This is a genomic window from SAR202 cluster bacterium (genome assembly GCA_016872285.1).
GTDB lineage: Bacteria > Chloroflexota > Dehalococcoidia > Lucifugimonadales.
Genome location: VGZZ01000006.1, coordinates 56,160 through 75,746 on the forward strand (window position 1 = coordinate 56,160; position 19,587 = coordinate 75,746).

The 19,587-nt window shown below is 59.1% G+C and carries 19 protein-coding genes, 1 other RNA gene and 1 pseudogene; 15 read left to right on the forward strand and 6 right to left on the reverse strand.

Translation table 11 applies throughout. The features are described from left to right. Nucleotides 1-91 precede the first annotated feature (91 nt). The 4 genes from FJ320_03340 to FJ320_03355 all read left to right on the forward strand — a co-directional run bounded on the left by FJ320_03340 (nucleotide 92) and on the right by FJ320_03355 (nucleotide 3,284). Entirely contained in the window at nucleotides 92-940 is an 849-nt protein-coding gene (locus FJ320_03340; protein ID MBM3925010.1) for a hypothetical protein, read from the forward strand. Between the two features lie 375 nt (nucleotides 941-1,315). Next, nucleotides 1,316-2,557, forward strand: a complete 1,242-nt coding sequence (locus tag FJ320_03345; GenBank protein MBM3925011.1) for an amidohydrolase family protein — start codon at nucleotides 1,316-1,318, stop codon at nucleotides 2,555-2,557. Between the two features lie 16 nt (nucleotides 2,558-2,573). Continuing rightward, nucleotides 2,574-2,714 carry a redoxin domain-containing protein gene (locus tag FJ320_03350; protein ID MBM3925012.1) on the forward strand — a complete coding sequence of 47 codons (141 nt, stop codon included), beginning with the start codon at nucleotides 2,574-2,576 and terminating at the stop codon, nucleotides 2,712-2,714. Next, the gene (locus FJ320_03355) at nucleotides 2,715-3,284 is read left to right on the forward strand and encodes a redoxin domain-containing protein (GenBank protein ID MBM3925013.1); all 570 of its coding nucleotides are present in this window, start codon (nucleotides 2,715-2,717) and stop codon (nucleotides 3,282-3,284) included. Between the two features lie 29 nt (nucleotides 3,285-3,313). On the opposite strand, the gene rnpB is transcribed toward FJ320_03355, so the two are convergent. Further along, nucleotides 3,314-3,671: RNase P RNA component class A (gene rnpB, locus FJ320_03360), an RNA gene on the reverse strand. Nucleotides 3,672-3,969: 298 nt separating this feature from the next. Then, complete coding sequence (locus FJ320_03365; GenBank protein MBM3925014.1) at nucleotides 3,970-4,674, reverse strand: hypothetical protein; 705 nt, start codon at nucleotides 4,672-4,674, stop codon at nucleotides 3,970-3,972. A 235-nt stretch (nucleotides 4,675-4,909) separates the two neighbouring features. Between FJ320_03365 and FJ320_03370 the strand changes: the two genes are divergently transcribed. The 5 genes from FJ320_03370 (at nucleotide 4,910) to FJ320_03390 (ending at nucleotide 9,570) form a co-directional block, all read left to right on the forward strand. Next, nucleotides 4,910-7,084, forward strand: a complete 2,175-nt coding sequence (locus FJ320_03370; protein MBM3925015.1) for a cysteine--tRNA ligase — start codon at nucleotides 4,910-4,912, stop codon at nucleotides 7,082-7,084. A gap of 5 nt (nucleotides 7,085-7,089) precedes the next feature. After that, nucleotides 7,090-7,407: a helix-turn-helix domain-containing protein gene (locus FJ320_03375; GenBank protein MBM3925016.1), complete on the forward strand. Its 318-nt coding sequence runs from the start codon at nucleotides 7,090-7,092 to the stop codon at nucleotides 7,405-7,407. 79 nt (nucleotides 7,408-7,486) lie between these two features. Further along, entirely contained in the window at nucleotides 7,487-7,795 is a 309-nt protein-coding gene (locus FJ320_03380; GenBank protein MBM3925017.1) for a DUF2851 family protein, read from the forward strand. Next, nucleotides 7,746-8,786 carry a DUF2851 family protein gene (locus tag FJ320_03385; protein MBM3925018.1) on the forward strand — a complete coding sequence of 347 codons (1,041 nt, stop codon included), beginning with the start codon at nucleotides 7,746-7,748 and terminating at the stop codon, nucleotides 8,784-8,786. Before FJ320_03380 ends, FJ320_03385 begins: the two co-directional genes overlap by 50 nt. Before the next feature lie 43 nt (nucleotides 8,787-8,829). After that, the gene (locus tag FJ320_03390; protein ID MBM3925019.1) at nucleotides 8,830-9,570 is read left to right on the forward strand and encodes a hypothetical protein; all 741 of its coding nucleotides are present in this window, start codon (nucleotides 8,830-8,832) and stop codon (nucleotides 9,568-9,570) included. Here FJ320_03390 and tsaD read toward each other — a convergent pair. Beyond that, the gene (gene tsaD / locus FJ320_03395) at nucleotides 9,479-10,504 is read right to left on the reverse strand and encodes a tRNA (adenosine(37)-N6)-threonylcarbamoyltransferase complex transferase subunit TsaD (protein MBM3925020.1); all 1,026 of its coding nucleotides are present in this window, start codon (nucleotides 10,502-10,504) and stop codon (nucleotides 9,479-9,481) included. The genes FJ320_03390 and tsaD overlap by 92 nt on opposite strands. Before the next feature lie 116 nt (nucleotides 10,505-10,620). On the opposite strand from tsaD, the gene FJ320_03400 reads away from it, so the two are divergent. Genes FJ320_03400 through tilS form a run of 3 tightly spaced genes read left to right on the forward strand, consistent with a single transcriptional unit; the run spans nucleotide 10,621 to nucleotide 13,973 of the window. Next, nucleotides 10,621-11,904, forward strand: a complete 1,284-nt coding sequence (locus FJ320_03400; protein ID MBM3925021.1) for an HlyC/CorC family transporter — start codon at nucleotides 10,621-10,623, stop codon at nucleotides 11,902-11,904. Further along, entirely contained in the window at nucleotides 11,901-12,536 is a 636-nt protein-coding gene (locus FJ320_03405) for a histidine phosphatase family protein (GenBank protein MBM3925022.1), read from the forward strand. Before FJ320_03400 ends, FJ320_03405 begins: the two co-directional genes overlap by 4 nt. Nucleotides 12,537-12,539: 3 nt before the next feature. Continuing rightward, a complete protein-coding gene (tilS, locus tag FJ320_03410; protein MBM3925023.1) occupies nucleotides 12,540-13,973 on the forward strand; it encodes a tRNA lysidine(34) synthetase TilS in 1,434 nt (477 codons plus the stop codon). Here the strand turns inward: tilS and FJ320_03415 are convergent. Together FJ320_03415 and FJ320_03420 are read right to left on the reverse strand one after the other, a co-directional pair. Next, on the reverse strand, nucleotides 13,970-14,716 hold the full coding sequence (locus FJ320_03415; GenBank protein MBM3925024.1) for a glycosyltransferase family 2 protein: 747 nt from the start codon (nucleotides 14,714-14,716) through the stop codon (nucleotides 13,970-13,972). The two genes, tilS and FJ320_03415, sit on opposite strands and share 4 nt — an antisense overlap. A 417-nt stretch (nucleotides 14,717-15,133) precedes the next feature. Next, nucleotides 15,134-15,862: an alpha/beta hydrolase gene (locus FJ320_03420; GenBank protein ID MBM3925025.1), complete on the reverse strand. Its 729-nt coding sequence runs from the start codon at nucleotides 15,860-15,862 to the stop codon at nucleotides 15,134-15,136. 151 nt (nucleotides 15,863-16,013) lie between these two features. Here FJ320_03420 and FJ320_03425 point away from each other — a divergent pair. The 3 genes and pseudogenes from FJ320_03425 to FJ320_03435 all read left to right on the forward strand — a co-directional run bounded on the left by FJ320_03425 (nucleotide 16,014) and on the right by FJ320_03435 (nucleotide 17,718). Next, nucleotides 16,014-16,989, forward strand: a pseudogene (locus FJ320_03425) (TIGR03557 family F420-dependent LLM class oxidoreductase). Nucleotides 16,990-17,013: 24 nt separating this feature from the next. After that, nucleotides 17,014-17,217 (forward strand): rhodanese-like domain-containing protein, encoded by a 204-nt coding sequence (locus FJ320_03430; GenBank protein MBM3925026.1) that lies wholly within the window; start codon nucleotides 17,014-17,016, stop codon nucleotides 17,215-17,217. Between the two features lie 3 nt (nucleotides 17,218-17,220). Next, on the forward strand, nucleotides 17,221-17,718 hold the full coding sequence (locus tag FJ320_03435; GenBank protein ID MBM3925027.1) for a hypothetical protein: 498 nt from the start codon (nucleotides 17,221-17,223) through the stop codon (nucleotides 17,716-17,718). A 229-nt stretch (nucleotides 17,719-17,947) separates the two neighbouring features. Here FJ320_03435 and FJ320_03440 read toward each other — a convergent pair whose 3' ends face one another. Beyond that, nucleotides 17,948-19,297, reverse strand: coding sequence for a putative DNA modification/repair radical SAM protein (locus FJ320_03440; protein MBM3925028.1), 1,350 nt, complete (start codon nucleotides 19,295-19,297; stop codon nucleotides 17,948-17,950). Between the last annotated feature and the right edge of the window lie 290 nt (nucleotides 19,298-19,587).

The following is a 19,587-nucleotide window of genomic DNA, read 5'->3' on the forward strand; positions in this document are numbered from 1 at the left end:
CTATTAGGAGCCTTACCACTTCCTAAACCCTCCGGGTATTTCATTCCTGTGCGGGCTGCTGTCTTCTGAAGACTGCACCACAACTTTGGAGGTGAAATATGGCTCGCTGTACCTGGTTGTTCCTTTCCTCCCTCGGCATCTATCCAAAGCTCCTCCTGGCGGCCGCACCGGCGCCACCCCTGGTTTCAACCCCAACTCTCCCACGCGCAACGCCAAGGTTCGTATGGCCCTTAATCTGGCGATAAACCGCGCTGAAATAAATCAGGTATTCTTTCAGAATGAAGGCTTTCCGCTTGTGGACTACTTCCCGCCCTGGCGCAACGACTTCAAGGATTCCTGGGCGCCTGTCCCCGGTCTTAACGGCAAGACAGGCAAAGAGGGCGGCTGGCCTTACCCCTATGATCCTGCCCGCGCCAAGCAGCTCTTGACCGAGGCCGGCTACCCCAATGGCTTTGACACCGAGCTTTGGGCCACACCTACCAGCGCCGCCGTCCTTGAGCAGGCGGAGATTGTTGAAACTATCAAAAAGTACTGGGAAGCCATCGGTGTCAGGACTAAGCTCACCTTCTTTGATGGCAGCCTCACGGTGAAGGCCAGGCAAGTGGACAGTCACAACTGGACCTTCTTCTCGGCCCCCTCCTTGGACCCGATCTGCGTTGCCCCATCCTTCTCGTGGCATGAAGGAGGGGTTGGCTACATTGAGTACGATGAAGTGTCCACCTTTAAGAAAGCCTGCGACGCCTCCGCTGACTCCCAGGAGAGAATTCGGCTTGCCCACGGCTTCGGCGATTGGTGGATCGCCAACGCCATCAGCGTGCCCTTGGTCTGGGTCTTCAACGACGGCTACGTCAATCCTGCCATAGTAGCGGAATACAAGGTGAATATGGTCCACATGGGCCCCATCAGGTATCACGAGTACACCAAGGCCGTCATGAAGTAACCTTAATCTTACTCTTACAGCGCTTTGGCCGGGCCGTCCCGATTATATCGGGACGGCCCGTTTCACCTCTCTACCCACTGACATCTGCCCCTTTACTTAAGCTTCGCTCTTAGCATACCCTATACCTTTCGCCGCGGATCGCCTCACTCATAAACTTTTCTTCCATGGAGGTAACTTGGAAGGCAACGAATCAGAAATCGAATCCGTGCCTGACTCACGCCTGAAATCCTGATTCGTTCCTCCAAAAAAAGTTTTTTAGCCAAATCCAATAGCCCGGGAGACAGTCCTATATAATTACAACTGCCACGTCCGTGGCTCCCGCCCTGACCGGCAACCTTCTGCTATACTCACCTCGCTATCCACCGAGGTGAGGAGATGCCCGCGACCACAGCCTTCCTCGACGCCAGTATCCTGGACTGCGCCGGCCGCGACCCCTATAAAGGCGTCCTGCTGGTAGAAGGCCGGCGCATCAAGAAACTCGGCTCCGCCAGCCAGGTATTCATACCTCGCGACGCCCGCAAAATAGACCTGGCCGGCAAGACCCTCATGCCCGGCCTCATGGACGCTCACGCCCACGTAGGCCTGGTGGACTACCACGGCAGCATGGAGGCCAAGTACCCGGGCTCGACTTACGCCTTCACTGTCGCCCGTAACATCGCCGACTACCTGGACTCCGGCTTTACCACCATCCGCGACGCGGGCGGCTGCGCCTGGAGCTTCAAAGAGTCCGTGCGCCGCGGTCTCATTCGCGGCCCGCGCATGTTCATCAGCAACGGCTTCATCTCCCAGACGGGCGGCCACGGCGACTCCCGGCCCCATCACCACCTCGGCCCGCCCCAACACGACCACCCCTTGGCCCCTCCGCCCTTCATCGCCGACGGCCCCGACGCTGTGCGCCGCGCCGCCCGGGAGAACCTCCGCCAGGGCGCCGACCAGATCAAGGTCATGGCCGGTGGCGGCGCGGCTTCCCCCACCGACTCCCTGGATGTCCCTCAGTACACCATCGACGAACTGGCCGCGGCGGTCTACGAGGCCAAAGCCGTCCGCAAGTACGTCATGGCCCACGTCTACGTGCCCCAGGGTATCATGAACTGCGCCCAGGCTGGCGTCCTCTCTATCGAGCATGGCAACTTCCTCGATGAGGAGTCGGCGTCGATGATGAAGGAGCGCGGCATGTTCCTGGTGCCGACGCTGGTCATCTACGACCTCATCGCCAAGGCTGGCGCCAAGCTCGGCTCTCCCGCCGCCACTGTTGAGAAGATCAAGCAGGTCAAAGTCGTAGGTTCTCAAAGCATCGAGGTCGCCATAGCCGCTGGAGTAAAAATCGCCTCTGGCTCCGACGTCTTTGGTGCCTACGCAGGCAACCACGCCGCCGAGCTGGAGCTAAAGGCGTCGGTCATGGGTAACATGGGCGCCATCATGGCCTCCACCCGCGTCAACGCTGAGCTCTTCGGCATACTCAACGACACCGGCGCCCTGGAGGCCGGCAAGCTGGCCGACCTTATCGTCGTCCGCGGCGACCCACTGGCGGACATCCGCATCCTTCAGGACTCGTCTCGCGTCCAGCTTGTGATGCTGGAAGGGAACATCGCCAAAGACACCCTAGAAAGTAGCTAGCATTCAGGAGGCTTGTATGGCTGCTCCAACAACCCAATTCCCCAAGGTCGGGGACACAGCCCCCGACTTCACGCTTGACTCCCTCGGTGGCCGTCCTGTCGCCATATCCAGCTACAAAGGCAAGAAGCTCGTCGTCTTCATGTGGGCTTCCTGGTGAATGTGCCGCGAGCAGCTGCCGGTCTGGCAGCAGTTCTACTCTAGGCACAAAGCCCAAGGCGTCGAAGTTTTGTCAGTGGCTGTGGACGTTCAGGGCCCTGAAAAAGCCCGGCCCTTTGCGGATAAGGCCAAGCCCAACTTCCCCACGGTAGTGGACCAGACTAATCTCCTGAGCCGGCTCTTCGGCTTCAAGGCCGTTCCCAACGCCATTTTCATCGACGAGCGTGGTGTCATTCGGTACGCCAAATACGGCGGCTTCGATATCCGCAAGCCTGAGTTCGCTAAAATAGCTGAGCAATGGGCCGCCACAAGCTCTATCGAAGGCGCCTCAGAGAACAAACTGGGCGGCGCGGACCACGCCAAAGCCGTCGCGCTCTTTCAGAAGGGCCAGGAACACTACCGGCAGGGCCGCATGGGCGAAGCACTGACGCTGTGGCGGGAGGCCGTGGCCCTAGATCCTGACAACTATGTCATCCGCAAGCAAGTGTGGGCCGTCGAAAACCCTGATAAGTTCTACGCGGGCGATGTCGACTACGCATGGCAGAGGCAGCAGATGGATAAGGGTCTGTAACGCAAAAGAAGCGCCAGTGGCGCTTCTTGGTCTAGCTGAGGCCTGTAAGCCGGGTTCTGTAGTCCGACGTGTCGGACCGGTGACCATCTCTCTCGACTCCGAGTTGCCTCGAAGCTCTAGCAGCCTACCCGGGGACGGGCCGGGCGCCCTATGTCCCCCTATTTGGCCTTGCTCCGGGTGGGGTTTGACCGCCGCCGCGTCGCCGCGAGCGGCCGTGAGCTCTTACCTCACGTTTTCAACCTTACCCGCCTGAGGCGGGCGGTGCCGTTTCTGTGTCACTTTCCGTGCCCCGACAGCTTCGAGGCCCTGGGCGTTACCCAGCACCCTGCCCGGTGGAGTCCGGACTTTCCTCCCCGATGTTATCGGGGCGGTCACCCGGCCCCAGCTATCCTACCCCATTTTATCACGAACGTAACTATGATAAGCATAGAGGATTGTTAGACGAGGCTTACCTATGGCGAAGGCACGCTTAATCCAGTTATTGATGGCGCTCGGGTCTATCTAGCCCTATCTGGTCCTCCCTCTTCTCCTACTGCAAAGAGCTCCGCTACCTTTAAGCATATATCGCGGAGTCCGATGCAATCGGACCTGTCCCGAGTATCCCCCGAGGGAAAGGGGCCAGGGGATGGTATCCCGATTAGAGAAAGATTTGCTTTTCCAGATAAAGCCTAGACTACAAGGTGCCTTATGGAGGCGCGTACAGTATCCTTCCACAGTTGTTGCACAGAGCAGGCTCCCGTCCCGCCCTGGCCCTTTGCAGCACATGCGTAGGCTGCACCACATGGCACGTCCGGCACATTCCCCGCTCTACCTCAGACACCGCCTGACCGCTCTTGGAAATCAACAGCCGCTGGTAAAGCTGCATCTCTTTGGCCCCGACCTGCCGGGTAAGCTCCTGCCGCTTGGACTTCAACTCGGTTAACTCGCCCTGGCGCTCCCACCTCTCCTGGCCTATCCGTCCCTGTTCCCCCTGCCATTCCGACTCTGCCCGCTGAAGGTCTCCTTCCGTCTCTTGGACCTTCTTCTGCGCCTCTTCAACGGAGCCAATGGTCTCCAGCAGCTTTTCTTCGATGGTCTGAAGTTGCGCCTTCAATGATTTCGATTCGTTGTCCATATCCTGAAGCTCTCGAGGGCTTTTGACGCTGCCGCCGTAAAGCTTGGCTTCCAGCTCCTGTATCTTACCGCGCATTGAATCTGCGGCTAGGTCTGTATCCTTATGCTGCGTTCTCAAGTCCTTGAGAGCAGCCTGCGCCTGGGACGCCGCACTTTCCCAGGACTTCAAGGGGTTCCGGTTGCCCAGCGCGGATTCGATAGCGGCCAGCCGCTTCGTCGCTTGCGAGATTCGGGTATCGAGGCCTTGCAGTTCGTGGAGCAGTTGTGTGGTTGTCATGCCTGTATGGCGATTGTAACACCGTCCCAATTCATAAGAAAGCGGGACACAGCAGTGATGTTGCAGTGACAATGCCGCATGGTATTAAGGCTGTTCTTGGCACTATACTATTAGGCGTCCACCCGGGAGCTTTCCAACATGAAAGGTTGGGACTAAAATTTCCATGGAACGTGTTGCTCTTCAACATTTCTAATTGCTGGATGGTTTAGTGATAAAATCCCGATAAGCACCAGCCATGTTACGGATTTATAACACTTTACATAAGCGGCTAGAGGAGATAGAGACCCTGGAACCAGGTGCGGCCAGGATGTACACCTGCGGTCCCACCGTCTACCGCTACGCCCACATCGGCAACCTCCGCTCCTATCTGATGGCCGACTGGATCAAACGCGCCCTCAGGACGCAGGGTTTGAAGGTTACACACGTCAAGAATATCACCGACGTTGGGCATATGCGCCAGGAGCAGTTGGAGCGGGGTGGCGACAAGGTTATCCTAGCGGCGCTGGCGGAAGGGAAGACCCCTCAACAGATTGCGGACTTCTACACCCAGGCGTTTCTACAAGATGAGGCCAAATTAAATATCTTGCCAGCTGACCACTTGCCGCGCGCCACCGCGCATGTCGCAGATATGCAAGACATCATCGGCCGGCTTCTGAAGAATGGTTACGCCTATAAGACCGGCGACAACATCTATTTCAGCGTCGCCGGGTGTTCCTCATACGGGCAGTTGTCGGGCAATACGGGCCGGGACTTGTTGGAAGGCGTAAGGGCTGAGGCGGACCCCGCCAAACGGGACCCCCGGGACTTCACCCTCTGGAAACGCGCCGAACCGGGCAGGGCCATGAAATGGGATAGTCCCTGGGGTGAGGGTTTTCCGGGATGGCATATCGAATGCTCCGCCATGTCGGTGAAGTATCTAGGCGAGGAGCAGGACATACATACCGGTGGCGTGGATAACATCTTCCCTCACCACGAGGATGAGATAGCGCAGAGCGAAGCCGCCTTCGGCAAGCGGTACGTAAAATACTGGGTGCACGGTCAGCATCTTCTGGCCGACGGCGTCAAGATGGCCAAGTCCGCGGGCAACGAGTTTACTCTGGCTGACTTAGAAACGCGAGGCTTTGATCCCCTGGCTTTTAGGTACCTATGCCTGACTGTCAAATACCGCCACCGTCTTAACTTCACCTTCTCCGCGCTCAAAGCCGCTCAGCGCGCCCTCATCAGGCTGCAAGACCTGGCATGGACCTGGCGACACGAGCCTTCGAGCAACGGACATCGCGGTGCCAGCTTGAAGCAATGGCGAGGGCGGTTTATTGAAGCTGTTGAGGATGACTTGAATTTGCCTAAGGCCCTCTCGACGATTTGGGACTTGAGCCGCTCTAGGCTGTCCGCTGCTGCAAAACTGGAGTTAATGCTGGAATTCGACGCTGTATTGGGCCTGGGTCTCCAGTGGGCGCCGTCCGGCTATGATCTGCCGCCGGACGCAACGTCCAGCCTTAAAACGCGGGAGGGTCATCGCCAAAAGTCCCAGTTCACCGAAGCTGACAAGATACGCCGGGTTCTGGCGGCACAAGGATACCAGGTTAGAGACACCGGCGACGGCACCCTGGCCCGGCCCAAGACAGCCTTCGAGATGCAGGCGGAGAGGTGGCCCTCCGTATCCTCCGCCAGCGAGGTGCCATCCCTGGTGGAGACCCCTTCAACCCTGGACTACTCGGTTGTCATCGCGGCGTGTAACTACCTGTCGGACCTGCAGCGGTGCGCCGGCAGCGTGCTGCGCTGGTGCGGCGGCGGTTCCATGGAGCTGGTCATCGTTGATAACGGCTCCACCGACGGCACCTCCCAGTGGGTGGAGGAGCTGAAGGCTCGGGACGCCAGGGTGAAAGTAGTCCACTCTGATCACGTTCTGGGGGACGCTCAGGCAAAGAATATTGGACTCAAGACCAGTCAGGGAAGGATAGTAGCGTTGCTGGACACGTCGGTAGAGCTGGTGAGTAATCCCATGCCGCAATGGGAGGAACTTTTATCAGACCCCAAGGTGGGAATGGCAGGCCCCTGGGGACTCCGATCCCAGGACCTGCACCATTTCCATGAAGAAGTGACGTCCGGCGTTGCCGACGTGATGCAAGGCTACGCTCTGGCCTTCCGCCGCGAACTTCTATCGGAGGTCGGTCTGATGCGGGAGTGCTTCCGGTTCTACCGCAACTTAGACCTTGATTTCAGCTTTCAGTTCCGGGACCGCGGGTATTGCGTCTTGGCCGACGGGAGCCTTCCCATGGTGCGCCACGAGCACCGTCAGTGGAGCGCCTTGGGAGAGGAGGAGCGCAACCAGCTCAGCCGCAAGAACTTTCGCCACTTCTTTCGCCGGTGGGGCCAGCGCCTGGACCTGCTGGTGGCGCCCAAGGCCTGAAGATCATGTCAGGTAACTTTCGGTATGCGTCCTCTTCAGTCAAGCGGACCAAAGGTAAGTCAGCCACAAAGTCGAGAGGGAAGTCGTCAGACAAGAAGCCTTATGCCATAGATGCTAAGTGGAACGCTGACGCGGTGAAAGCCTTGCGTGTACATCTAGGCCTCACTCAGCAGGAAATGGCTGACCATCTGGGGACAAGGCAGCAGACTATTAGCGAATGGGAAAGGGGCCTCTACACGCCCCGCGGCGCTTCCAAGACCCTCCTGCGCCTGGTGGCGGAGCGATCTAACTTCCCCTACGTCGCTGGTCTAGAAGACAAGTAGTCTATAGACCTTCCGTCCTTCCTTGCGGTCAGGGTGTGCGTCCGTTGATTGTTTACACGGTAACGTGTAAGATTCTTACATGAGAGACGTGTACAAGGAGCAGGCCGCCGGGCAGATGGAGGGGTCTTCATCCCCAGCGTCCGCCCTGCAGCCTTATGTCTCTGAAGCCTTGCTGTCCAGGCTGTGGCAAGAAAGAGCGGCTAGGCACAACCATTTTGTCACCAGCCGGGGCCACAAGATAAAAGTTCTCTACCCGGGCCGGCACAACAGGTCATCAGGTCCGGACTTTAAGGACGCGCTTTTCTATCAGGAAGGGTTAGGCTTGGTCAGGGGGGGACGTGGAGCTGCATCTATCCATACGGGACTGGGCGGCTCACGGCCACCATAAGGACTGTAATTACAACAGCGTGACACTCCATGCGGTGGCGGGCACGGCGGATAAGGAAGCGTCTCTGAGGAGCGGCATGGAGGCGCCGGCCATCTCCCTGGCCCCGCTTATGGAGGCGCAGGCGACCTGCCGCAATCCAGGGCAAGACGCGCTGTATAAGCTCCTCTCAGAGCAGGGTTATCAGAAACCTTCATCCCGCGGCGAGGCCCTAAGGCTGCTGGAACGGTCGGGGACTGACCGCTTCCTGGGGAAAAGCAGATGGTATCAGCGTCAGACACGGGATCAACCAGCCGAAGAAGTGGTCTACCAGGGGTTAATGGAGGCCGCCGGCTATAGCGAGAATCGAGGAGGGTTCTCGCGTTTGAGCCAAAAGGCGCCGTACGGACACCTTTCGCGCTTGGCTGAAACCTCTTCAAGGACAGGCCTTGCAACAGTCGAGCAATATCTCCTGGCCGCGGCAGGCTTTGGTAGGCCCAGTCCACACTCGCAATTTCTTGGTTCGCCAATGTCGTCAACCTCCTGGCGGCTTTTTAGGGTGCGTCCTAGCAATAATCCGCGCCGCCGCATACGCGGGATGGCGTCTTTGATCGTTCGCTATAGAGATGGCATGATTACGGGGCTGATGCGGCTTGTCCTTCAAGAGAGCGGGAAGACCTTGGAGAAGGGGCTGATGGTAGATGACCCCGGCGGCGGACCCGCCCTCATCGGCCACAGCCGCGCCTCAGACATGGCTATAAACGTGGTGCTGCCTTTCTTGCATGGCTGGGGTTCGGAGACTGATAACAAAAGCCTTCAGGGTGCCGCGCTAAATCTCTTCCAGGGCTGGCCCTCGCTGCAGATTAACAGCGCCATCAGCAGCGCAGAGGAGGCCCTCTTTCCGGAGAGGTGGCTTCCGCTGGCCCGCGGGGCCCGCGGGCAGCAGGGTGTCCTGCATCTGCAGCGCCTCTTAAGAGGCGAGAAGGCGGAAGCCGTAGATTTGAGCCGTGTGTGATATTATGGGTGTAAATCTGTTCAGCCCTTGAGATGCCTGAATAATGACAACCAACGCTAACCGCATCCGTCAGGTGACCCTTCTGGCCGGCGAGAAGACCCTCGCGATTCTGGATCCCAAGGACGGCCTGATTCCGAAGGCTTCCGAAAGGGGCGGCCTTCTCGTACTGACCAGCCGCCGCTTAGTCACGTTTACAGAGCTTGAGGGACGTAAGGAGACCCGGACCATTCCGCTGGAAAAGGTGGAAGATGTCTGCATCCGAACCAGCAAGCCCAGCACTAAGCCCCTTCTGCAAGGCGCCAGCCTGCTTCTGGCGGCCTTTATCGTCGCGTTCGTGCTGTCGGCCATGACTGACCAGCCGAACGAAGTGGCTATCCTGCTGGGGCTGGCTATTGCGCTGCTTGGCGTCCTATTTATCGGCCGGTACTTTGCCTGGGAGCAGGGGGGCGAGCTTACGGTTTCTTTAGGCCCTCGGGATGTATCATTTTCCCTGGAGACCGAGAGATCTATTGAGCAGTCCTATGAGGTGGTTAACGGCATTAACAGGGCCAGGGCCGGCGAGCCGGTCCTTGAAGCAGAGGAGAGTCCAGAGGTTAACGTAGAACTCTTCTCCGGCATGGCCGCGGACTCAGACGACCAGCCATTGGCGCCCGTTCCAACTGAGCCATCGATGCGCGCCAATGAGCCGACGCCTAGCCAATCGACAGAGCGGGATCCACGTCCAAGCCCAGATGGTCCTCTCGGCCCCGGCTCAGTTGAAAGTAGCCGCACGCCCCAACCATAGCCCCGTTGTCCGTACAGAGGACAGGCGAAGGTATCAGCACGGGCAGGCTGGCGCGGCTTCTGAAGACCTCCCTGAGCATGGCGTTGGCCGTGACCCCGCCTCCCAGCACCACGCCTCTGGCTTTATACTCCGCGGCGGCTTCAAGGGTCTTGGTAACAATGACGTCCACCACCGACTCCTGGAAGGCTGCCGCCAGGCTGCGGACCAGTTCCTTGCGCAGCCCTTCGTCCATGTCCTGAGGAGGATAGAGTTTCTGGGACTGGGCCTGGTGAAGCAGGGCGGTTTTCAGGCCGCTGAAGCTGAAGTCGTGGGTGTCTTTTAGCCATGCGCGGGGCAGTTTTAGGTTTGGCTGGCTGCCCTGGGCGGCTTTTTGTATTTCCGGACCGCCGGGGAAACCCAGGCCCAGGATTCGGGCCGCCTTATCGAAGCCTTCGCCGGCGGCGTCATCGCGGGTGCGTCCCAGGAGCCGGTACTGGCCGTGGCCGCTCATCAGCACCAGGTCTGTGTGGCCTCCCGAGGCGATGAGGCATAGAAGGGGAAAGCCCGGATCAAGATCAGGCTTTTCCTTCTCCAGCCAGGCGGCGTAGATGTGGCCCTCCAGATGATTTATTCCTACCATTGGGACGTTTAACCCCAGGGCCATACTTTTTGCCAGATTCACGCCTATAAGCAAGGACCCGGCTAGTCCGGGGCCGTGGGTTACGGCGATGGCGTCTATGTCCTCCAAGGAGAGATGCGCTTTCGACAGGGCCTCTTTAACCACGGGCATGGCCTGCAGCACGTGCTGCCGAGAAGCGACCTCCGGCACCACGCCGCCGAATCGCCTATGGATGTCGACCTGGGAGGAGATGACGTTGGACACAAGCCGGCGGCCGTCTTCCACCACAGCAACCGCGGTCTCGTCGCAAGAAGTTTCGATGCCAAGAATCTTCATAGCACCAGTATAAGCAGAACTCGTGCCTTAACTGAAGGGCCTGATGTCACCGCTGGTTAACTTTGCAGCCCCTTGCGTCCTCTGTTATCATCGGCTCAAAGGGAGGTTATCTGGATATGGAGGAGAGCGATTATCTAAAGCTAGGCCTATTCATACTCTGCGTAGTCCTTTCCTCTTTCTTTTCCACCTCCGAGACCTCCTTTATTTCTCTGCAAAAGGTGCGCCTGGTACATCTAGCCAGGACAGGCGCCCCCGGGGCTAAGCGGGTGCTTCATATGGCTGAGAGACCGGAGCGGCTTCTAGCCACAGTACTGACGGGCAACAACCTGGCAAACACAGCAGCCGCCGCTCTGGGGACAGCCATTGCCATATCTCTTTTAGGGAACACCGGCTCCGCAGTTATCATAGCTACTGTCATAGTGACCGTGGTGCTTTTGATTTTTGCTGAAGCCCTACCCAAAACCCTGGCCACGCGGCGCGCCGAGAAGATGGCTTTTCTTCTAGTGCGTCCCCTGCAACTGGTCGAGTGGGTTTTGCTTCCGGCGGTATGGCTTCTTGACTGGGCTGTTTCCGCCATAGCCCGCCTCTTTGGCACCCACGCCCGGGCTACCATGGTTACAGAGCAGGAGATACGCAGCCTGATATATGCGGGGAAGGAAGCCGGCTCTATGGAGGCTACCGAGGCGGAGATGCTGGAGAAGGTTTTCCATTTTGGAGACCGGCAAGTGTACGAGATTATGACGCCCAGGCCGGAGATTGTCTGGGTAGAAGACCAGAACACCCTTCAGGAGTTCCTGGCACTTTACGGGCAGAACCAGCACACTCGCTTTCCGGTGTTTCGATATAGCGTGGACAACGTGGTGGGGACGCTTTCCGCCAAGGACGTTTTGAAGGCTATGAGCGAGGGTGTGTTGAGGCCTCAGGACCGGGTGTCCAGCCTGTCGCGCCCCGCGTTCTTTGTGCCCGAAACCAAGGGCGTGGGAGTCCTGTTCACGGAGATGCGGGAGCGCGGCGAGTCTATGGCTATCATCGCGGACGAGTTTGGCGGCGTGGCGGGGATTGTGACCATAAAACAGCTCATGGAGGTTATAGTGGGGCCGGTGGGGGAGGAGGGGCAGCCTCTGGAGGAGCAGTTTGAGGCTATCAACGAGAACACCTATCTCATCGATGCGTCCATGAGCATCGAGGCGGCCAACCAGCTCCTGTCGATCAACCTGCCGGAGGGCGATTACCAGACAGTGGCGGGCCTGCTGCTGGAGCGGCTAGGCCGCATCCCTTCCCAGAGTGACTACCTGGACTACGCCGACCTGCGGATCACGGTGAAGGCCATGGACGGCCTGAAGATAGACGAGGTGGAAGTGCAGAAGCGGGCCAGGGTGGCGGGCGGGAGGGTTGGGTGAGGCTGGTTCTGGTCCGACATGGGGAGTCGGTGTGGAACAGGGACGGACGATTTCAGGGTCAGTGCGCCGCCGAACTCAGCTCCCTGGGTTTAGAGCAGGCGCAGGACGTGGCGGCGGCGTTCAAGAACCTCTGCCCCAACGTCCTGCACTCCAGTCCCTTGAAGCGGACTATGCAGATGGCGCAGGCTATCAGCGAGGCGTGCGGCCTCCCTATTATGAAGGAGGACGGGCTTCAAGAGATGAACCTAGGACACATTGATGGGTTGACGGGCGTTGAGCTTAAGGAGCAGTACCCGGAACTCTACAAACAGTGGCGAGAGGACCCTTCGCGGGTGGCGATGCCGGGGGGCGAGTCGCTGGGGGAGTTGCAGGAGCGGGCGTGGAGAGCCATCGAGACCATAAGACGTGCCGGAGCGGACTTGGGCAGTGATGGGCTGGCGGCGGTAGTGTGCCATAACTTCGCCATCATTACTATCATGTGCAGGCTGCTGGGGATGCCTCTTTCTAATTTTCATCGGATCCGTATAGCGCTGGGGTCGCTGAACACGATTGAATGGGACGACAGGGGTTGGAGGCTTTTGGGGCTGAACGAGGTGTACCATCTGCGGTCGGGGCGAACCTACGGAAGTTAGGCTGTGAAGACGACGGCCAGGCTGAAGGCCGAGGTGCGCCGCGCCCTGGGCCGGCGCCAATTCCGCGGAGCCAAGCTGGTGGTGGCGGTGTCCGGCGGCCCTGACTCCATGGCACTCCTGCACTGCCTGCGTATGCTCCAGGATGAGCAAGGTTTGAAGCTGTACACAGCCCATCTGGACCATGACTTTAGAGGTCGTGAAGCCCATGAGGACGCAGAGTTTGTAGCCAGGGAAGCCAAGAAGGCGGGGCTGCCTGCGATGGTGGAGGAGGCGGATACCTTTGCCCACCAGCGCCGGTACCGGATATCCTCTTTTGAGGAGGCGGCGCGGGAGGTGCGGTACGACTGGCTGGCGTTGGCAGCGCAGAGGGTGGGGGCCGATGCGGTGGCCCTGGGGCACACTTCCGACGATCAAGCCGAGACTATCTTGATGCACATTCTGAGGGGCGCAGGCTTGGAGGGCTTGCAGGGGATGGAGGAATTGGGCCGGTGGGAAAGTCCTAGAGGGGGGCCGCCAGCGACGCTTTTCAGGCCGCTGCTCAAGATCACGAAAAAAGAGACAGCCCTGTTTTGCGAAGAGAACGGCATTCCCTATCGTGTGGACACGAGCAACAGAATGGAGCGGTTCACTCGAAACAGGGTACGGCACCATCTTATGCCGCTGTTGTCCAAGAAGTATAACCCGAGAGTTAGAGAGGCGCTGGTGAGGCTGGGGGAGACGGTGGGTCTGGCGCAAGGATACATTGATGACGAATTGGATAGAGTATGGGGGAGGATTGCGCGTAAAGGCAAGGGCAAGATGTCACTATCGAGAAAGGGGTTAGGGAGGCTCCACCCATTCTTGCAGCAGTCAGCGCTGCGGCGGGCGTACAGTGAGGTCAGCGGGAGCCTGCGACGGCTGCACCATAGGCATGTGGAGGCGATGGCAAAGGCGCTGGGAGAGAGCGGGAGGAAGGCGCTGAACCTGCCGAAGGAAGTGCTTTTTACTGTTGAGGGCGACAGAGTGGTCCTTGGGGTTGGGCCAGCGGCTGACCCTACCAGTCCGCCCCTTCTGGGCGAGCATCAGTTGGAGGCCCCAGGTGAGACGAGGGTGCCTGGGTGGGTAGTATCTGTACAGCATGTGAAAGATGGGAGTAAGGAGGACAGAAGCAGACGGTGGGTGGGGCTGCTGGATGCCGACGCGGCGGGGGAGAGGCTGTGCGTGCGAGGATGGAGGCCGGGGGACAGGTTCCAGCCGCTGGGAATGAAGGGCTATAAGAAGCTCCAGGACTTCTTTGTTGATGTTAAGACGCCTGAGAAGGAGCGCCGGAGGGTGCCGCTGCTGGTGTCGGAGAGGGGGATATTGTGGGTGGTGGGGCATAGGATAAGCGAGGCGGCGAAGGTGACGGAGGAGACCGGAAGGGTGATGCGGGTGGAGTTCCGGAGGAGCAGGCGCTAGGTCTTTGGAGTTTCCTGGGCGAGGGTGTCGGATGTTCTGGGGATGCCGCCGAATCGCAGGCGAAGGAGACCTTTGATGTCCTCCCAGGCGGTCTTTACCACCTTCACGCGGCTGTCCGGGTCGTCAACCCACTCGACGGGGACTTCTTTGATCTTAAAGCCGCGTTTGCTGGCGATGATGAGGAGTTCGGTGTCAAAGAACCAGTGGTTATTCTGGATGAGGGGGACCAAGGCGCGGGCGGCGCGCCGGGAGACCATTTTGAAGCCACACTGGGCGTCGTTGAAGGGGACGAAGAACATAGCCTTGATCATGACGTTGTAGCATCGAGAAATAACTTCGCGCTTGAGGGACCGGGTGACCTTGGAGCCGCGCTGGAGGCGACTTCCGATGGCTACGTCATAGCCTTCCTGAAGGGCGCGGAGCATTTTGGGGAAGGCCTCCAGTCGAGTCGAGAGGTCCACGTCCATGTAGCTGAGAAAGTCGGCGTTGCTGGCGAGCCAGGCGGTGCGAAGTGCCAGGCCGCGGCCTCGCTGTGGGATGTAGAGGTAGGAGACGCCCGGGATGGCGCGGGCCAGCTTCTCACTGACGGGGCGGGTGCCGTCGGTGGAGCCGTTGTCGGCGACGATGATGCGCCAGTCATACCCTGAGAGGTCTTTGCGGCAAAACTCGGACAGCGTGTTGATGCTCCAGCGGAGCTGCTGCTCCTCGTTAAGGACGGGAATGACGATGTCTACAGATGGCATAGGGCCTTAGATAGATTGTACCGAAGGCAGGCCCCTGGGTAAACGGAGGGGTTTTTGCCTGGGAAATTATTCGTTTCGTGGGCGGGTGAAACGAATCTCAGGCGGCGGTAAGGGGCGGGGAGGTTGTTTCTCCAAAATGGGAGTGTTTTTGTGCCTAAAGTACCCAAAAACAACTGGAACATCCTACCTCTGTATTGATTCGTTTTATCGATTTCAACAATTTCTCAGGAAAAAGATTTTTTAGGAGAACGAATCAAGATGCCAGGCGTGAGCCAGATACAGAATCGTTTTCTAAATTAATCTCTTCCTAGGCACCTCCGCGAGAGAAGTCCGCCGGTGAGCTGATTCGTAAGCAGAGGTAAAGGATATGGTAAAGCGGAGGCTTAAATCAATGAGCAAATGTCACTCGGCAGAGGCCTATAATTGGTATTGCAGCCAGGAGCAGACCTGTGGGATGACGGAGGAGAGGGCGCGGCGGTTGAGGACGAGGCCCCAGTGGGAGGCGCCCGGAACGCTGAGGCGGTCGGCTTTGAGCCAGAGGTTGTCGTAAAGATGCGACGGCCAGGCGGTGTCTTTTTCGCCGTTGACGATGAGGAGGGGGCAAGGGAGGGACTGGATGACGATGCCGCGTTTGCGTTCGTCGCGGGCGTGACGGGACTCTTTGGCGAGGGAGGCAAGGGCGATACGGCGCTCCTCCAGGTCCAGGTCGGGCATGGCGGGTTGATCATGAGGGTCCGATGAGGTAATGCCGTATTCCACGGAAGTGAACTCGCCGGTGCGGAGGGGAATGGATAAGTCAATGCGCTGGGTGGGAAGGCTGGGGGCAAGAGCGACGCAGGCGGAGGCGTGGCCCCGGGCGGCGGCCATCATCGCCACCAGGCCGCCCATGCTCCAGCCTATGAGGACCGATTTAGTAGGGAGCTCAGACACATAGGCAGAGACGTCGTCGGCGTAGTCGGACATGGTAGTGTGGGAGAGGTCGAAATTGGAGACGGGGGTATGGCCCCGGAGGTCGAGGGCGTGGATGGGCCAGCCCTGGGAGGCGAGGCAGCGGCGCCAGCACTTCCAGACGCCGGAGGAGTTGGCGGCGCCGTGGATGAAGAGGATGGGAGGTCTCGCCAAGTGATCCGGAATCGTAGGGGTCATGCCGGCAGTTTAAGGGGCGAACAAGCAGCAGTCCAGCTTAAGTAACCCAAAGGGACTATTTCATCATTAGGCTTATGGCGGGATGCAGGGTAGGACTATAGGAGGATAGCGTTGAAATATAGGCGCAGAACTATTAATTGGGATGGACGTGATGGTGGAACTAGGTTATGCCCTTTCCAGCGAAAAACATGACGCCAAGACCTTAGTACGCAACGCCCAGAAGGCGGAAGAGGCAGGGTTCAGCTTCGCGATGGTGTCGGACCATTATCATCCGTGGCTGGACTTGCGGGGGCAGTCGCCGTTTGTGTGGAGCGTCATTGGCGGGATTTCGCAAGTGACCAGCAAATTGAGACTGGGCACCGGCGTGACGTGCCCGACGATGAGGATCCATCCGGCGATCATCGCGCAGGCATCGGCGACGGCGGCGCATATGATGGACGGTCGGTTTTTCCTGGGTGTAGGCTCGGGCGAAAACCTCAATGAACACATCATCGCCAGACGGTGGCCGCCGCCCAGGGTGCGGCTGGCGATGCTTCGAGAGGCCATTGAGGTGATTCGGAAACTGTGGAAGGGCGGAATACAGAGCCATTACGGACAGCACTACACAGTAGAGGACGCGCGGGTATACACGCTGCCCGAGGAGCCGATACAGCTGATGGTTGGGGCCAGCGGGCCGGTATCTGCGAAGCTGGCGGGGGAGATGGCGGACGGGCTGATAGGGACGTCGCCGAAGAAGGAACTGGTGGAAAAGTTCAGCGAGGCGGGCGGCGAGGGAAAGCCTAAGTACGGGCAGATTGCGGTGTGCTGGGGGGAAGATTACGGCGAGGCGGTGGAGACGGCGCGGAAGTGGTGGCCGACGAGCGCTATGGGGTCGGTGGGATCTGACCTGGCGCTGCCGAAGCATTTTGAGCAGGTGGCGCAGCTGGTAGGTAAGGAAGACATGGCGAGGACCGTGGTGTGCGGTCCAGACCCGGAGAAGTATATAAAAGAGATCCGCAAGTACATTGACTCGGGTTTCGAATATATACCAGCACCAGGTGGGGCCAGACCAAGAGGGATTTTTAAAATTCTGGCAAAAGGAAATTCAGCCGGAGTTCAGCAAAGCGGTGGTGAGAAGCGGGAGATAGCTTCTGGCCTGAGGGAGGTCTTTTATGCCAACGACAATTAGCAGGTTGACGGTACAGGAGTTGATGAATCGAGGGTTGCAGATAGTGGAGGTGCTTCCCAAGAGTGAGTACGAGGAGGAGCACCTGCCGGAAGCGATTAATATCCCACTAAAGGAATTGAACGCGGCGAGGGCGTCCGCTCTCAGGAAAGACTTGCCGATAGTGTTCTACTGCAATGACTACCTTTGAGACATGAGCGCGCGGGCCGCGTGGCGGCTGGAGAGCATGGGATTCAAGAACATCTACCGGTACGAAGGCGGGAAAGAGGACTGGAGGGCAGAGGGGCTGCCGACGGAGGGCAGGCAGGCGGGGACGCTGAAGGCGGCGGCTTTTACGCGGAAAGATTTGCCTACGTGCGAGTTGACGGACAGTGTTAATGCCGCGAAGCAGAGGATGGAAGGGTCTGGGCACGAGTTCTGTGTGGTGGTTAACCCGCAGAGCGTGGTCATAGGGCGGGTGAGGAAGAAAGCGTTGGAAGAGGCCCGAGACGGCAATATAGAAGATGTGATGGAAGAGGGGCCGACGACGATCAGGCCTGGGGAAGACCTGATAGGAATCACGAATCGGATGCAGGACGCGCGGGCAGGCAACGTGCTAGTGACAACGTCGGACGGAGTGCTGCTGGGGGCGCTTTATCGGGAGGATGCGGAGGAGGCGATACACGCCTCCCACGCAGGGGTGAGGGTGTAGGGAGTCCTAACCTCTTATCTTGTTAGAAGTGTTCGAGCGTGTCTTTAATCGGGATACCATCCCCTTTATCCCCTTTCCCGACTGCATCGGGACTGAGTACAGCCTGCTGGAAGGGGAAGAGAACTAAGGAACCACAACCCCCCTCCTTCGACATACTCAGGACAGCGTCTAGCTTTCCCTTCGCCTTCCAGGCCGAAGGGGGAGTACCAGATGGGCCCCTTCCGCACGCTCAGATAGCCACGGCGGAAGGCGCCGGCGAGTCGTAGGTAGGGTGGCCGGGATGGCCTGGGGCGCCGAACATGGGGCAGCCGAGGCAGGAGCGGGGCTGGCCGCAGGGGGCCGGAGCTTGGGATGAGCGCGAAGAGTTAGAGTCTGTGGAATAAGAGGCGGGTTCTTCTTTCACCATAGCCATCTTCAGTTGTTTGGCCTTCAAGGGTCGGTGGCCGGAGAAGGTGACGAAAGGCCAGGCGCGCTTTCGGACGACGCCCATAGCTTCCAGGTCTCGCCAGGTATCAATGGAGTGGCGGCGGCGGTTCTCCTCGATGCGCTGGGCGGAGGTGGGGCCGATGCCGGGGACTCGAAGGAGCTGGTCGTGGGTGGCGGCGTTGATGTCGAGGGGGAAGGCGTCAACGTTTTCCAGCGCGATGGCAGTCTTGGGGTCCTGGTCCAGGGGGAGGAAGCCCGTCTTGTCGAAGGCGTAGCCGATTTCCTGGTTGGAGAACTTGTAGACTCGCTTGAGCCAGTCGGCCTGATAGAGGCGGTGCTCTCGAATCATGGGCGTGGCGGGATGCTCCTCCAGGGGCGTGTACTTCACGGGCCGGAAGGCGGAGTAGTAGACGCGCTTGAGGTTCCATTGGCCGTAAAGCTGGTCGATGCGGTTGAAGATGTCGCGGTCCGACTCGTCGGCGGCGCCGACGACGAGCTGCGTCGCCTGGCCGACGGTGGCGCCGTAACGCTGCTGGGTCAGCTTATGAATCCAGGACATAGGGGTGAGGATGTCGCGATGGAGATCCTTCATCTTGCTGAGACGCTTCATCATGTCGACGGTGGGGGTCTCAAGGTTGATGGAGAGGCGAGTGCCGAGACGTTGCGCGGCCTCGACCAGATGGTAGTCGGCGCCGGGCATGACCTTCATGTGGATGTAGCCCTTGAAGCCATAGTTGTTGCGAATAGCGTCGACGACCTTGATAAGGCGCTCGGTGGTCTTGGAGCCGCTGCCGGCGATGCCGGAGCTAAGAAAGAGGCCGTCCACGGTGTGGCGCTGGTGGAGGTTGGCGAAGACGCTGACCAGCTCCTCAGTCTTGAAGGCGAACCGTTTGCGGGGGACCCAGTGGCTGTTGGGGCAGTAGTGGCAGTCCATCATACAGAAGTCGGTGAACATGACGCGCATTAGGTTGATGAACTTGCCGTTGGGCATGGCGGCGCGGTAGACGCCGGGGATGGGGTTCTTTTTGACGGAGGAGTAGGGCATTCGGGTCGAGGGGCGCGCGTCCAGGGGGTTGGAGAGGACATCGTCGCCAGCCATGGAGCCGAGGAGGGAGAGTTTTTCGTAGGCGTCCGGGGTGCGATTGATAAGCATAGCAGGCCCCTTTGCGCAGATAATAGAACAGATATTCTATACAAAGGGGCCTGCTGTCAAGGGGCCGCATGACATTAAAAATATGGTTACCCAAATAAAGTGATTGCCTCAAAACTACGGTTACCGAAATCCCAGGGAGGTAGCCGTGAACCGGGAGAGCATTGGCGAGTACGCTCAGCGTCAAAGGGAAAGATATGTGAAGGCCACCAAAAAAGAGAAGGGCAGAATCCTGGATGAGGTGGTAGCTGTGACCGGCTATCACAGGAAGGCGGCGGTGCGGCTGCTGCGTG